The organism is Microcoleus sp. N9_A2 (assembly GCF_036701775.1).
GTDB lineage: Bacteria > Cyanobacteriota > Cyanobacteriia > Cyanobacteriales > Microcoleaceae > Microcoleus.
Genome location: NZ_JAUBRH010000047.1, coordinates 1 through 14,105, shown reverse-complemented (window position 1 = coordinate 14,105; position 14,105 = coordinate 1). Strand labels below are relative to the sequence as shown.

Annotated in this window: 16 protein-coding genes and 1 tRNA gene; 9 read left to right on the top strand and 8 right to left on the bottom strand. The window is 44.5% G+C overall.

Annotated elements, in window-relative coordinates; genetic code table 11:
• Positions 1-32 precede the first annotated feature (32 nt).
• Positions 33-275: a hypothetical protein gene (locus QUA44_RS22330; protein WP_333254462.1), complete on the bottom strand. Its 243-nt coding sequence runs from the start codon at positions 273-275 to the stop codon at positions 33-35.
• A gap of 305 nt (positions 276-580) precedes the next feature.
• Between QUA44_RS22330 and QUA44_RS22325 the strand changes: the two genes are divergently transcribed.
• The 3 genes from QUA44_RS22325 to QUA44_RS22315 all read left to right on the top strand — a co-directional run bounded on the left by QUA44_RS22325 (position 581) and on the right by QUA44_RS22315 (position 1,855).
• Positions 581-1,084, top strand: a complete 504-nt coding sequence (locus QUA44_RS22325; RefSeq protein WP_333254460.1) for a hypothetical protein — start codon at positions 581-583, stop codon at positions 1,082-1,084.
• A 207-nt stretch (positions 1,085-1,291) separates the two neighbouring features.
• Entirely contained in the window at positions 1,292-1,468 is a 177-nt protein-coding gene (locus QUA44_RS22320) for a hypothetical protein (protein WP_333254458.1), read from the top strand.
• A gap of 21 nt (positions 1,469-1,489) precedes the next feature.
• Positions 1,490-1,855: an FkbM family methyltransferase gene (locus QUA44_RS22315; protein ID WP_333254526.1), complete on the top strand. Its 366-nt coding sequence runs from the start codon at positions 1,490-1,492 to the stop codon at positions 1,853-1,855.
• 234 nt (positions 1,856-2,089) lie between these two features.
• Here QUA44_RS22315 and ygfZ read toward each other — a convergent pair whose 3' ends face one another.
• The 3 genes from ygfZ to QUA44_RS22300 form a co-directional block, all read right to left on the bottom strand.
• Positions 2,090-3,157: a CAF17-like 4Fe-4S cluster assembly/insertion protein YgfZ gene (gene ygfZ / locus QUA44_RS22310; protein WP_333254524.1), complete on the bottom strand. Its 1,068-nt coding sequence runs from the start codon at positions 3,155-3,157 to the stop codon at positions 2,090-2,092.
• A 73-nt stretch (positions 3,158-3,230) separates the two neighbouring features.
• Complete coding sequence (locus QUA44_RS22305) at positions 3,231-3,614, bottom strand: hypothetical protein (RefSeq protein WP_333254456.1); 384 nt, start codon at positions 3,612-3,614, stop codon at positions 3,231-3,233.
• Positions 3,615-3,806: 192 nt separating this feature from the next.
• Positions 3,807-3,878, bottom strand: a tRNA-Val gene (locus tag QUA44_RS22300).
• A 72-nt stretch (positions 3,879-3,950) separates the two neighbouring features.
• Here QUA44_RS22300 and QUA44_RS22295 point away from each other — a divergent pair.
• Both QUA44_RS22295 and mazG read left to right on the top strand, forming a co-directional pair.
• Positions 3,951-4,541 (top strand): metal-binding protein, encoded by a 591-nt coding sequence (locus QUA44_RS22295; protein WP_333254453.1) that lies wholly within the window; start codon positions 3,951-3,953, stop codon positions 4,539-4,541.
• 6 nt (positions 4,542-4,547) lie between these two features.
• Positions 4,548-5,402, top strand: a complete 855-nt coding sequence (gene mazG, locus QUA44_RS22290; RefSeq protein WP_333254452.1) for a nucleoside triphosphate pyrophosphohydrolase — start codon at positions 4,548-4,550, stop codon at positions 5,400-5,402.
• 114 nt (positions 5,403-5,516) lie between these two features.
• Here the strand turns inward: mazG and QUA44_RS22285 are convergent, their stop codons facing one another.
• Positions 5,517-5,918, bottom strand: a complete 402-nt coding sequence (locus tag QUA44_RS22285; RefSeq protein ID WP_333254450.1) for a helix-turn-helix transcriptional regulator — start codon at positions 5,916-5,918, stop codon at positions 5,517-5,519.
• 181 nt (positions 5,919-6,099) lie between these two features.
• On the opposite strand from QUA44_RS22285, the gene QUA44_RS22280 reads away from it, so the two are divergent.
• Entirely contained in the window at positions 6,100-6,483 is a 384-nt protein-coding gene (locus QUA44_RS22280; RefSeq protein ID WP_333254448.1) for a hypothetical protein, read from the top strand.
• Positions 6,484-6,727: 244 nt separating this feature from the next.
• On the opposite strand, the gene QUA44_RS22275 is transcribed toward QUA44_RS22280, so the two are convergent.
• Positions 6,728-7,213: an allophycocyanin subunit alpha-B gene (locus tag QUA44_RS22275; protein WP_333254446.1), complete on the bottom strand. Its 486-nt coding sequence runs from the start codon at positions 7,211-7,213 to the stop codon at positions 6,728-6,730.
• 215 nt (positions 7,214-7,428) lie between these two features.
• Here QUA44_RS22275 and QUA44_RS22270 point away from each other — a divergent pair, with 215 nt between their 5' ends.
• On the top strand, positions 7,429-7,683 hold the full coding sequence (locus QUA44_RS22270) for a hypothetical protein (RefSeq protein ID WP_333254444.1): 255 nt from the start codon (positions 7,429-7,431) through the stop codon (positions 7,681-7,683).
• Positions 7,684-7,713: 30 nt separating this feature from the next.
• The gene (gene rlmD / locus QUA44_RS22265) at positions 7,714-9,159 is read left to right on the top strand and encodes a 23S rRNA (uracil(1939)-C(5))-methyltransferase RlmD (RefSeq protein ID WP_333254442.1); all 1,446 of its coding nucleotides are present in this window, start codon (positions 7,714-7,716) and stop codon (positions 9,157-9,159) included.
• A gap of 74 nt (positions 9,160-9,233) precedes the next feature.
• Here the strand turns inward: rlmD and QUA44_RS22260 are convergent, their stop codons facing one another.
• Both QUA44_RS22260 and QUA44_RS22255 read right to left on the bottom strand, forming a co-directional pair.
• Positions 9,234-10,037 carry a DUF4058 family protein gene (locus QUA44_RS22260; RefSeq protein ID WP_333254440.1) on the bottom strand — a complete coding sequence of 268 codons (804 nt, stop codon included), beginning with the start codon at positions 10,035-10,037 and terminating at the stop codon, positions 9,234-9,236.
• Between the two features lie 73 nt (positions 10,038-10,110).
• On the bottom strand, positions 10,111-10,407 hold the full coding sequence (locus QUA44_RS22255) for an XRE family transcriptional regulator (protein WP_333254439.1): 297 nt from the start codon (positions 10,405-10,407) through the stop codon (positions 10,111-10,113).
• A 296-nt stretch (positions 10,408-10,703) separates the two neighbouring features.
• On the opposite strand from QUA44_RS22255, the gene QUA44_RS22250 reads away from it, so the two are divergent.
• Positions 10,704-13,796 carry a type ISP restriction/modification enzyme gene (locus QUA44_RS22250; protein WP_333254437.1) on the top strand — a complete coding sequence of 1,031 codons (3,093 nt, stop codon included), beginning with the start codon at positions 10,704-10,706 and terminating at the stop codon, positions 13,794-13,796.
• Positions 13,797-14,105: the final 309 nt, after the last annotated feature.

Sequence of the window (14,105 nt, the reverse complement as noted above, 5' to 3'; positions counted from 1 at the left end):
CCCAAATCACCGTCTCAAATACAACATAAATCCTACTTGGGATTGAGGCGTTTAGAAACTTGGTTAATGATGCCACTGAGAATTGCACCGCCCATGAGAATTCCTAGAGCGGGATTAAATACGGGCTGCCACAGACTGTACCATAAATCGAAACCGAGATTCACTCCGGTCGATCGCCCAACTACGGCGATCATAAACCACGCAAAAATAGCAAAGACGAAAAACACATCCGCTACTAGAATCAAGTTGAGGAAGTTAAGAATTTTATCTTTCATGGTCGAGGGTTCCTTTTGAGTGTATATTTGTAAATTTTTGGCAAGCGGTTGTTCATTCAGTTGACAGTTGACAGTTGACAGCTTGGCCTGAGCGAAGCCGAGGGGAGCAGGTCGTTGGGTTGACAGCACTTGACAAAAGAAGTCCGAGGATTGGAGTAATCAATAGTCTGATTTTAATCTCTCCCTACAAGGGTTCAGGCTTTAAACCAATTCTTTCTGGTAATGGGGCGGATGGATAGCTGCAACAGGCGATCGAATCAAGATAAAATATCATTCAATTGTTTTCGCATACTTGTGGTCAAAATATGGTTCGTTATACACTTCCTCAAAGCCCCGAAATTATTTTAACTGTCAAAGGGAAAGATTCAGCGAAAGCCCGCGAAGAAGCGATGGATCGGCTGATGCTGCTGATGGATGAAGGTAAGCTACCTACAGAGCTCGCAGAAGGATTTGGGCCCAAGCAGTTTGTTGAAGTGATCGAAGATGCTTCTGTGTCTGACGGTGAGGACGCAATTACTGAAGCAGTGCAGATTTTGAGCAATTTGGCAAGTCTCAAATTGAAGGTGATGGAATCCCGCGAAGAAGCCCTAAAAATCCGGGAGGCGATCGATATTTTGTTTACAGATGAGGCTGTGACTGCCGAGGAAATTGGTCGTCTCAAAGACGGTTTCAAGGTTCTCAAAAATTTCGCTCAAGCTAATGTCCGCTATCGAGAAGCTAGGGGAAAAGCTGAAGAAGCACGGGTAATTCTTGACGAAGCTTTGCAATTAGTAGAATCGGAAAAAAAGGCGCAGAAGTCGGCGAAATAGTAGCAGGTTAGGTTGAGAAATAAACCCTACCGTTCGCCCAATTTCTAACACATTTCATTTATTGTATCGCAGCTTCATCCGTCATTGCGAGGAACGAAGCAATCGCAGATGATTGCGATTGCTTCGTTCCTCGCAATGACATATAATAATTTTGCTGCCAGACGTAATATTAAGTTAATCCATCTTATTAAAATCAGGATAAAAATTGTGAGCGAACAACAAACAGGAATTATCAGAAACTCCATGTCAGGCAGCTTGCTGCTGGCTAAACAGTTAGGTTTTGAACCCAAAACTGTGATTGATGTCGGCGCAGCATTGGGAACTTTTAACCTTTACGAAACTTTCCCCAATTCGCGACATTTGCTAATTGAACCCATCGCCTAAAATGAACCTTATCTCGCCAAAATTTGCCGCAAACTCAAAAGTGCAGAATACATTATTGCAGCAGCGAGCAAAGAAGCGGGAGTTTTCACGCTTAACGTCAGTCCCTCTATGTTGCATTCTTCAATTTCTGAACATCGCGTTAATGACAGCAGCGATCCTTATTTGAGAAACATACCAGCAATTACCCTGGATGGAATATGCAGGGAAAGAAATTTGCCAAGCCCGTATTTAATTAAAGTTGATGTAGACGGACAGGAATTAGATGTTTTAGCGGGAGCAACTGAGATTTTGCAGCAGACTGAATATGTAATTGTAGAAGTTACTTTGTTCGGTCAGATGTATGATGTAATTGCGGCGGCATCGGAGCAAAGACCCACAAGAGTTTGATTATTTGTTGACGTGCAATTTAAATACTGATCTATAGCAATCCTTCCAGGAGTCGTAAACTTTTTACCCCACCCCAACCCTCCCCTTACCAAGGGGAGGGAGTAAGAAATTCACAAATGATGCGAGGATTGCTATAGCTTATGATGTTCAGTACAACACCCCCTATAAGTTCGTAGTGAGGAATTCAATCATCATAAAATTATGAGGAATAAAGTCCTCACTACAAACCAAAACTTAGCAACTTAAAAAAGGCACGTTTACTACTTCCCCGGTCATTTCTCCTACCTGCACTTTCAGTCCTTCGCCGCCCGCTTTTGTGCGGATGTAAGCAAGACCAAAAAAGCCGAATTCAGTTTCCGTAAAACTGGTGAGTTTGCCGACTTTTTCTTCTCCGATTGTGACTGCTGTTCCGGGTTCAACCGCACCGCTCAACTGCACGCCCCAAAGTTGCTGTTTTACTCCTTTGTAGGTGTTCAAACGGGCAATTGTTTCTTGACCGATGTAGCAGCCTTTTTCATAGGTAATCGTGTGTAAAAGACGGGCTTCTAGGGGGTTGTAATCGTCTGTGAGTTCAAAATCGGGTGCGGGGCGTCCTTGTTCTATTCGCAGTTGTTCCCAAACTCGATCGCCCATCGGTACGGCCCCAGCTTTGACTAATTCCTGCCATAACTGGGCTGCATCGCTTGCTGGCGCAATTAAGGTGTATCCAGGAGTGGCTAAACCACTACCAACCGCAACTCGAACCCCCCCTTGGTAAGGGGGGGAAAGAGGGGGGGTTTTTATCAATTTGTGAGTAGCGTAAGGTTGATTTTCAAGTTCGGTAACTCCGAGTTTTTCTAGTAAGCTACTGCTTTCCGAGCCGAGGAGACTGAAAGCAACTGTTGTATCGGTTAGATCTGTTAATTCTACGCGATCCATTGGGAAAATATAGCGATCGAGCAATTCCAGCAGTTGGCGGCGGCGGTTGGCTGAAACTAGCAGCAGTACGGCATCTTCTGTAGCATAAGCGGTGGCGAGGTCGATCGTCCGGGCGGTGGATGTGACGAAAACGGTGTCGCAGCCTTGACCGGGTTTGAGTATATTGAAGTTATTGGTACTTTGATTGTGCAAGAACCGCAGGCGATCACTATCTGAGATTTGAATGCGTCCCCAGTGAGTGCGATCGAACAAAGCCGCACCTTTTTTAGTTGCTGCGATCGCTTCTGCGTCGTTACCAAAACTGACTGGCACAATTTCTTTGGTTGTTAACTCTGCAAAAGTAGCACCCGCCGCTGCTTGAATGTCGTGCAATTCCTGAATCACCATAAAATTTTGTTGACTGTTGACTGTTGACTGTTGACTGTTGACTACTGCTTTCCTGAAAACTGACAACTGACTATTTGTCCAAATTAGCGAATATTTCTTGGATTAATTGGCTGGCTTTAGCATCAAGACGATTCCAATCTACATCGCCAGTCTCATCATCAATCAAGCTAGTATCAATTACAACTTCTTGGCTTTGGATTTGAGTGTGAGCTGGCTGGTAGTTGACAAAGCAGACTCGATAGCAAAGTTCCCAAATATCGACACATCTTTGCTCGCCTTGAAGCTCTAAAAGTAGTTGATAGCCAGGAATGGGAATCTGCACTTCTTGATAAGTACCCGTCCAAACTGACTCCTCTAGTTGTTTGCGGATGTTGTCGAGCACTCGGATCATCGCGGGCTGCATCAGCAGTTCAGCTTGTTTCCAGGCGATCAGGCTGGTTATTTTAGGCTTCATATACACGGTTCTAAAAAAGAAAATCAATAAATTAATTTTCTAGCATTGGGTGCCAACTTATGAGACATCCGCCACAGAATGTTAAATTTAGTCGTCACCAAATTCACAAGTCAACCGTCAACAGTCACAGTTAAAGCCGTTCTCGGCTTGACGGCTAAAAACGGCTGAAACTGTTGATATTGAGTTATCGGATGGGTAATGTAGGATTTGAACCTACGGCATCCTGCGTGTAAAGCAGGCGCTCTACCACTGAGCTAATCACCCAATTGCACTCACAGGGATTTATCATATCACAGTAACTCAGAAAGATCAAGTAAAAAAAATCATAAACTTTAAATGCCCTCTGGCCGCACCCACGATCGAATAACCCTATGGTGTTTGCCCCTAGTGGCAGGCGTCACCTTTGGCCATACTCAGAGCAGCAAGCTGACTTTGCTCGTTTCCGGCAGCTTCTTAGTCGGCGGGCTGATGTTTGGCCCGGATTTAGATATCTACTCCTGCCAGTATCAGCGCTGGGGATGGTTCAAATTTATTTGGCTCCCCTACCAAAAAAGCCTGCGCCATCGCTCTGTCTGGTCTCACGGCCCTCTGATTGGCACTGCTTTGCGAATCTTGTACCTCGCTACCTGGATCGCGGTTGTGGGAGTGTTGGGATTGACGATCGCCGAAAAAATTGGCAACTTAGCCGGTAATTGGCAGGATGCGGTTTTGGGTTACGGTCGATCAATCTTGGAACACTACATCGAATTGTTAGCCATTTACATCGGCCTCGAATTGGGCGCGATGAGCCACTATTTGAGCGATTGGGGAGGCTCGGCTTACAAAAGATTCAAAAAGAAAGGATTGAGCGGGTTGCGCCCTCCTCAGACAATTAAGAGGCGCAAAATCAAAGCTCCCCGCCGCACGTCTACCAAATCTAATAGGTGAATTCCGATGTCAAATTCTCACAGTCGATCGCTCGCTGCACTCGAAAACTTGATAGAAGTTGTAGCTAAATTGCGATCGCCCGACGGCGGATGTCCTTGGGATTTAGCCCAAACTCCCGAAACCCTAATTCCTCACATCATCGAAGAAGCTTATGAAACCGCCGACGCCATTCGCAAAGGAGATCGAGAGGCGATCGTCGAAGAATTGGGCGACTTGCTGTTGCAGGTAATTCTGCAAGCTCAAATTGCCAGCGAATCCCATCAATTTACCTTCGCCGAAATCGCTGGGGGCATTACCGAAAAACTGATTCGGCGACATCCCCACGTTTTCGGGGATGTAGAAGTTAACAGCGTGGATGAAGTTAACGAAAACTGGGAAAAAATCAAAGCAGTAGAAAAAGGCCTAACTGCTGAAAAGCCGCCAACTTTAGCCTCAAAAATGAGCCGTTATGCCAGCACTTTGCCTCCCATCGCCGCCGCCGCAAAAATCTCTCAAAAAGCTGCGGAAGTGAGTTTTGATTGGGACAATGTAGAGGGCGTTTGGGATAAATTTCATGAAGAAATGGCGGAATTTGAACACGCTCTAAAACACGAGGATCGGGCGGCGCAGGAGTCGGAATTGGGAGATATTATGTTTGTGTTGATTCAATTGGCTCGCTGGCACAATTTAGATGCGTCGGCTGCTTTGCACGGAACGAGCGATCGCTTCGTGCAGCGGTTTGCTAAAGTTGAGGCTGCGTGCGATCGACCTTTATCGGATTATCCACCCGAAGAGTTAGATGCTTTGTGGCAGCAAGCTAAGGCTTTACTGGCGAAACAAAAGGGCGAGGGGTCATCAATCACCGCAGATAAACACAGATAAAGTCAGGAACCTCAGCGTTCATCAGCGTTCATCAGCGTTCATCCGCTAATATCTGCGGTTCAAAACTCCCCATCTCAATAATTTGGTTGCATCAGTTCAGATGTCAGCAATCAACTACTCGTAAAGCTTTGCGTCATTGTACGGCGGATGTTCGCACGCAATGTAAAGCGCGTTTGTGGGTTCTAGCGCTTCCGCTGTCACCGGATCGATCGGCTTGAGGACAAAGCATAGCAGAGAGAGCGATCGCCAATCCAAATTATCCAGCTTCCCGCGTTCGTAGCGGTTGACTGTGGCGGCACTGATACCGACATCTTTGGGTACGGGTTGATTTGTAGCTGTGAACAGCGCCTCTTCATATCCCTTTGTTTTAAATTCTGTTTCGCTGACAGACCAGCCTGTTGTCTGTCTTGCTGCTTTTAAAATCTTCCCCAAACGCATCCGCCCCGTCTCGGTGAAGCGAACGGGGCGCAATTCCTGCTCTTTGTCTACCACAGCTTTGTTAGAGAGTCCTGACATTTTTCCCACCTACGTTAACTCTCAAACTAGCACAGCATCAATGATTGAGGGTTGCACGAGCAACATCTGAGCTTAAGAAGTTTAAATTAAGTTGCCTTGCACTTGTGCAATAAGAGTCTGATAGAGTAATATGTAATTGACTCTAAACAGAATTTGCCTCTCAAGCCCTGAGTATACAGCCATGACAGCACTGTTTCGCCGCATCCAACCCTCGAAAAAGCTCCGCATCACCGTCAGGTCGATCGCCCAATTCCTGAAAATCAGCCAAAATCTGATTAAGCGAGTCGAATCCTGGGCTTATGTGGTGTTTGTGCACCGGCGAGACAAAGGCGGACTATTTATTTCGTACCGCAGGCTGGAAGAATGGCAAAATGCGATCGCCCACCACATCCAAACTTGCCCCACCCTTAGAGAACTGTCGCAACTCAAAACATCAATTCACTACGACAGCCGGAAATTTAAAAAACAATATCTCCCAAAAATCCTTGACTTTTTGAATCAAATGTGCATCGAGAGACAAGACTTTCTCGAAATTTGGGAAAGCTCAAACTGCATAGCTTCGTAGCAAAAACTCAGCAGATTTCCTAACTAGATAAACCGCACCAGACAGTGAGGAAGCTGTTAATTGCTCAAACCCTTGCCTTAGATTCTATCAACTGTCAACTATCAACTGTCAACTGTCAACTGTCAACTCTTCCTTCTTCAAAAACAAAAGCGAAACATTTGCGAGCAATTGCGAGATAAAATCACCCCAAAAATCACCCGCAAACGATCCGCTACATCGATCGCGATTTCGATCGCCAAAGCAATTAAGACATCGCTTGAGCGATATAATCAAAATAAGGAGCAGCTTCCTTAGCATCATCCTGATTTAGCAAAGCCAAAGAAGCTTCCTTCAAACAGCGGATAGCTTCCACCATGCCAGGAACAGGAACGCCCAGAGAATTGTACATTTCCCGAACGCCAATCAAACCGATACTTTCGATCGGCTCTTTGTCACCGGCCAAGATACCGTAGGTAATCAGGCGCAAGTACCAGCCGTAGTCGCGCAGACACAAAGCCCGTTCGCGCTGGCCGTAAGCATTACCTCCGGGGGAGATAAAGTCAGGGCGTTTTTTCCAGAGTTTTTTGCTAGCTTCTTCAACAATTTTTTTCTCACTGTCAGACAGCGCAGTAGCAATACGCACCCGCTGTTCTCCGGTTTTAAAAAAATCTTTGATGCTTTGAAGTTCGCCGGTACTGGGATAGCGAAGTTCGTCGTCGGCTTGGAGAATAAATTGGCTAACTACGCTCATTGTTATTCAAATTTGAGGATATTTGAGGAAAAGATTCATGGACATTCCCATCTTTTTAAGATGAAATTCCTGCTGAGACGACTTACCTTGCTGCTAACATTAATCAATCTTAGAAGCAGGCGGTCAACCTCCGCAAGCGTTATGCTTAGTGACTAAGCCAGTTTCCTTGTGTCCCAAGGTACTGTGGGAAAAATTAAAAAACTGCGATTGAGAGTTTGAATGCCGGCAGACATTTAAACTGTTTGACGAGTTTTGGCTGCTTTGCCCTACATAGCATATCGCACAGGTTCGATCGAGGGCAATCTACCCGGTTGCAGCAGCCGGCTGTAGCAGCCGGGGCTCGGAAGCAGGAATACACTCTGCAATTGAGCTTGAGTGCGATGGCTTACGCCCCGCTTCGCTACGACTTACTTCAATCTGAAACAGCGATCGTGCGTTACTATCTGAAATTTTACCACGACTGCTTCTAACGGCTTCCAAAACTACTCAGGTATTTGTTAATGACCAAATCTAAAGTTCCCACCCGCAACTCGACGAAAGTGGCCAACCCTTGTCAGCAAGGTCAACTGGTTGAGATAGAAATTACCGACTTGACAGACACCGGCGACGGCGTTGGCCGCTTTGGCGAACTCGTGGTGTTCGTGCCCGATACCGTGACGGGCGATCGCATCCTCGCGCGCCTCGTACAAGTCAAATCCACCTATGCTACAGGTAAGCTGGACACACTTCTGGAAGCATCCGAACACCGCATCCGACCCAACTGCATTGTCGCCGACAAGTGCGGCGGCTGTCAGTGGCAGCACGTAGACTATGAATACCAGCTTGCAGCCAAGCAAAATCAAATTATTCAAGCCTTAGAACGGATTGGCGGATTTAGCAACCTGCAAGTCGATGAAATATTAACGGGAAAAATAGAAGGATTTTCCCAATTTTTGGGATACCGCAACAAAGCAACTTATCCGGTGGCAATTTCTGCCACAGGTCAAGTGCAAGCAGGTTACTATCAAAAAAGCACCCACAAATTAGTCAATCTCAATCAATGTCCGGTGCAAGACCCGCGCCTCAATCCGTTATTAAAAGAAGTCAAAGAAGACATACACTGGAGAGATTGGCCAGTCTACGACGAAAAGAAACATACAGGAGAATTGCGTCATTTGTCCTTGCGAATCGGACGGCGCACCGGGGAAATGCTGCTAACTTTAATAGTTCGCACGGGAGAGTTGCCGGGAATTGAAGCACAAGCGGCTGAGTGGCTAAAACAGTATCCTCAACTTGTAGGTGTTTGTTTGAATGTGAATTCAGCTCAAACTAATGTAATTTTTGGTGCGGAAACTCGCTGCATTGCCGGTCGTTCTTATCTGCGAGAAAAATTTGCTGGTTTGAATTTTCAGTTAAGGGCAGATACTTTTTTCCAGGTAAATACAGAGGCCGCTGAAGCTTTATTGGAGGTGATTGTCGGGGAATTGAATTTGCAGGGAAATGAGGTTTTGGTTGACGCTTACTGCGGAATTGGGACTTTTACTTTACCGTTGGCAAAACAAGTCAAAATAGCGATCGGTTTAGAAGTGCAACCTGCGGCGATCGAGCAAGCTAAGTTAAATGCTGAATTAAATGATGTGAAAAATGTCGATTTTCAGGTGGGAACTGTAGAGGATTTGCTGCCTGCTTTGGGATTGACACCGGATATTGTGTTGTTAGATCCGCCGCGTAAAGGGTGCGATCGCGCGGTTTTGGAAACAATTAAGGAAATCAAGCCAAATCGGATTGTTTATGTTAGCTGCAAGCCTGCGACTTTGGCTCGTGACTTGAAGATTTTGTGCGAAAATGGAGATTATAAGTTAGCGCGGGTGCAGCCGGCGGATTTCTTTCCTCAGACTTCTCATGTGGAGTGTGTGGCGTTTTTGGTGAAGGTACTTGCTGATGATTCGGCGATTGAAATCGCGTAAGCGTCAAACGAAGTCTGCCTTCGCAGACTAAGAGGAGGTAAGTTTTTTATGCCGATCGTTCGGGTTAAATAGAATTAATTATCTCGCAGTCCAGTTTCTTGTAAAAGTTGGCTTGCCCAAACCAGATGTTGTTCTGACAGAGACGGTATTGGATCTCGATCGTAATCAATTCGATAATCGTAGCCCGCGCGATCGTAAACACCTGCAAACAATTCTGGTAAGTTAACAATGGGTTCTACATCTTCCTCGCGCAAGGGAAGTAGAAATACAGGTAGAGAATCGCTCAGATTAAAAGCATAAAGTTCGGCCATAGGACGGCGATTGCTGCGACTGACTAAAACGCGATAATCGCTTTGAATGGAATTGTTAAGTACGGGCATGAGTTCGCCTTTTCGCAGCAAGTCGATTTCAACTAAATGGGTTAGGCTACCTAAAATATTTTGGCGTTTTTTGAGGTAAGTAATTCTGCCATCTCCACTGCGTTTGTTGACTGGAGAAAGAATTTCAATTGCGGTGACAACTTGTCTAGTTGCCATTTCTCGTACTTCTAGGTAAGTCTGTTTAATCTTTTCGGGGGCTGGCACTTTGACGGTAGTGGGAACTGTTAGGGTGGCAATGGCAATTGAACGGGTAGGAATATCGGGGGTATTGGGTTGACGTTTGATTGCTACATCGGGGATGCCGACTAAAAGCGAGTCCTCGTTATTGTCATTGGTGTCGTTAATTTGATAGATGCGTTTTTCAATGGCGATTTCATATTTGGGGCGAATTTGGGGGACTAAGGATTCTGCAATCAGGGAAATTAACCAATGGTGAGTTTCCTGCCAGAAATCGAGGTTTTCTAAGTAGGGATCCATTCCGGGAAAGGGTGAGGGCATAGGACTTTATTACGATTTGTTGATTTTAAAATCATTTTAGCACTGGGTTAATTTTGCGACAAGGGCGATCGCGCTAAGCTGCCTTGGGGCAAATTTCGAGTTTGACAGTCATGCCTGCTTGGTTGAGCATTACAATCAGAATGTCAACTGAAAAATGCCCAATTTTACCTTCAGTTAGAGCTTGGATTTGGTCGCTTGACTGTCTGAGGTGTTGAGCCGTTTGCTCGATCGTCCAACCGTGATGTTTAATCTGATTTTGCAGGGCCAGCATTAATTGCGATCTAATCAGTAAGTTATCAGCTTCTTCTGCTGAAAACCCCAGATCGAGAAAGATATTATCGGCAGCTTGGGTAATAGTATTTTCGCTCATTGTTCCGGTTCTATTGAAGTCCAACGATTTTGTAAAAGATGAAGATTAGGTCAGGACTTACGCACGCGCCCGGCCAGAAACCGGGTTTCTTCCTAGATATTTAGCGAGGAACCAACGATTTTTCATAGAAACCCGGTTTCTTTGCGTAAGTCCTATAGGTATCTGTGGTTTGTGTTAGGGGCAATTCTCTACGGGATAGCTCTGCTAGCGCGTACTTTAGTTAGATTGGTGGGTGGAAGGGCGATCGCGCCGCAGTTACCGTTATATAATTATCAATACCGTTAACGGCGAAGCCAATGCGTTTTGATACCTACATCCAATCAATTCAGAACAATCTCCAGCGGGGCAGCGAGCGCACCCATTACCCAACAATCAAGAATTTACTCGACAACCAGACTGCTAGTCTCGAAGCAATCATAGAAGAAAAAGGTAATAAAGCAGGCGTTCCCGATTTTACGATCAGACGGCGCGATTTGCTTGTCGGTTATGTGGAAGCTAAGGATGTTGGATTAGATTTGAATCCCGTTGAAAAAACAGAACAGTTGCAGCGATATCGAGAATCTCTAAACGGTAACTTAATTCTAACCAATTATCTAGAGTTTCGCTGGTATGTTGAGGGCAAAGTCAGATTGACCGCAGTTTTAGCCGAAAGAACAGGCAACGACATTACACTCTGCAAGCCTGACAAAACGATTGAATTGCTGGAGGGATTTCTTAACTACAGCGGTGCTGCAATTAACAGTCCCGAAGACTTAGCAAAACAGATGGCGCGATTAACCAAATCAATTCGACTTGCTACAGAATCAGCTTTGAAAATAGAAAATGAAACCGGAGAATTACATCAACTAAAACGCGGTTTTAATGAAATATTGCTGCCCGATCTCAACGATGCAGCTTTTGCAGATATGTATGCTCAAACTATTTCCTACGGTTTATTTGCGGCGCGAGTTGGTCACGCTCAAAATCCCGGAAATCAAGTTTTCGATCGCCGGACAGCGGGCACATACATCCCAGCCACCAATCCGTTTTTGCGACGGTTATTTAACAGCATTATCGAAACAGATTTACTCGGTAAAATCAACTGGGCAATTGACGATTTAGTCGAGTTACTAGGGCGAGTTGACATGACTGTTATTCTCGAAAACTTTGGTCGCCGCACTCGCCAATCCGATCCAGTCGTTCATTTTTACGAAACGTTTCTAGCAGCTTACAATCCAGCTTTGCGGAAAAGTCGGGGCGTTTACTACACTCCTGAACCCGTCGTCTCATTTATTGTTCGCTCAGTCGATTCTATACTCAAAAACCGTTTTAATTTGCCTTTAGGATTAGCCGACAATACAAAAAATCCAGACACGCAAAAGCCGCGAGTGCAAATTTTAGATCCGGCAACTGGTACGGGTACTTTCCTTTACGGAGTTGTCGATCGCATTTATCAAAATCTGGAAGATATGGGAATATCTGGGAGTTGGAATCAATACGTGCAGGAGAATTTGTTAAACCGATTGTTTGGTTTTGAGTTGTTAATGGCTCCCTATGCGATCGCACATCTCAAACTCGGTTTGCAACTCCAAAATCTTGGCTATGAGTTTAGCAGCAAGCAGCGTTTAGGAGTTTATCTTACGAATACTTTAGATGAAGCTTTGAAACAATCGGAGGTTTTGTTTGCTCAATTTGTGGCACAAGAAGCTAATGAAGCTTCAGCAATTAAGCGGGATTTTCCGGTAATGGTTGTGTTGGGCAATCCGCCTTATTCTGGACATTCTGCTAATAAGAGTGAATGGATAGCAGGATTAGTAAAAGATTACTATTATGTTGATGGTGTCCCGCTCAAAGAGCGCAATCCTAAATGGCTGCAAGATGATTATGTAAAGTTTATTCGTTTCGGACAGTGGCGCATTAGTCAAACAGGGTTTGGTGTGTTGGCTTTTGTGACTAATCACGGCTATCTCGACAATCCTACTTTTCGGGGAATGCGTCAAAATTTGATGCAGACTTTCACGGATATCTATGTTTTAGATTTGCACGGTAATTCTAAAAAGAAAGAAGTTTCTCCTGATGGTTTGCCCGACCAAAATGTGTTTGATATTCAGCAGGGAGTGAGTATTGGTATTTTTATCAAAGAGCCTGGTAAGTCTACTCCTGCAAAAGTTCATCATGGGGAATTGTGGGGTAGTCGAACTTCTAAATATGAAGCTTTAAATTTGCTAGATATTGATTCTATTGAATGGAAAAACTTTCAGCCTCAATCACCTTTCTATTTATTGCTTCCGCAAAATCGAGATTTACTTACTGAGTATAACGAAGGCTGGAAAATCACAGACATCATGCCTGTTCATTCTGTTGGTATTGTAACTGCTAGGGATTCCCTGACAATCAAATTTTCAGGTCAGGAAGTAAAAGACACAATTAAAGATTTTGTATCACTTCCTGTTGAGGAAGCTCGTAATAAATATGATTTGGGGAAAGATTCGCGAGATTGGCAAGTGTCACTTGCTCAAGATGATTTACGCAGAAATAACCTTGACGACTCTAAGATTGTCCCTATCTTATACCGTCCTTTTGACAAACGCTACACCTACTATACAGGAAAGACGAGAGGCTTTTTGTGTATGCCTCGCTTTGAAGTAATGCGTCATATGCTGACAGGTGAAAACTTAGGAATGTATACGTGCCGTCAGATCGTAAGCGAATCATGGCAGCATTCTTTAGTAACGAATAATTTTACTGATGATTGTTACGTTTCTAATAAGAGCCGAGAGCGCGGTTATCTGTTTCCTCTTTATCTTTACCCTGATACTGAAAACGAACAGGGTAATTTATTCACCGATCGCACTCCCAATCTATCCCAAAATTTCCTGATGGCGATTCGGGAAAAACTCGGCTATACACCAACTCCCGAAGCAATTTTTTATTACGCATATTCTGTCTTTCACAGTCCTACTTACCGCCAGCGTTATGCAGAATTTCTGAAAATAGACTTTCCCCGCTTACCCTTAACTCGCGACAATGAAATTTTCACAGCATTAGCTAAAAAAGGTGAGGAATTGGTAGCACTGCACTTGATGAAATCGAAAAAAATAAATAAAGTCATTACTAAATATCCTGTAAGTGGTGATAATGCTGTTAGTGAAGTTACTTACAAGGAATCTGAGCGGCGAGTTTATATTAACAAACAGCAATACTTTGAAGGTATTCCTACAGAAGTGTGGGCTTTTAAAGTGGGCGGATATCAAGTATTGGATAAATGGCTAAAAGACCGCAAAAAAGCCAGCCAAAGTTTATCTTTTGATGATGTATTGCACTATCAGCGCGTTGTGGTTGCTTTGAAAGAGACAATGCAAATTATGGCTGAAATTGATGAAGTGATACCGGGTTTTCCTTGGGAATAAATGTCTAGATGTGGCTGCGAAATAAGCTGTACAGCATTTAGTTTGTGGCTTTGGGTGATGCTCTGAGCAACGCCCCCACGAGAGTTTTAATCGAAATAGCTATCCCGACCGGATTCGCCCCTAAAAATTCAACTACTAACCAATAGTATTAACCGAACTGTAATTGACTGTAGTTTAGACTAACCAAAGATGAGAACGGTGGCAAAAGAAGAACTAGAGCCACCGCGCTAGAAGAGAATGAGGGTGAAAAATAAAACCTATCCACTCCTTAAATGAACAGTGAACGATTAAAGGACTTTCGTCAAGCAG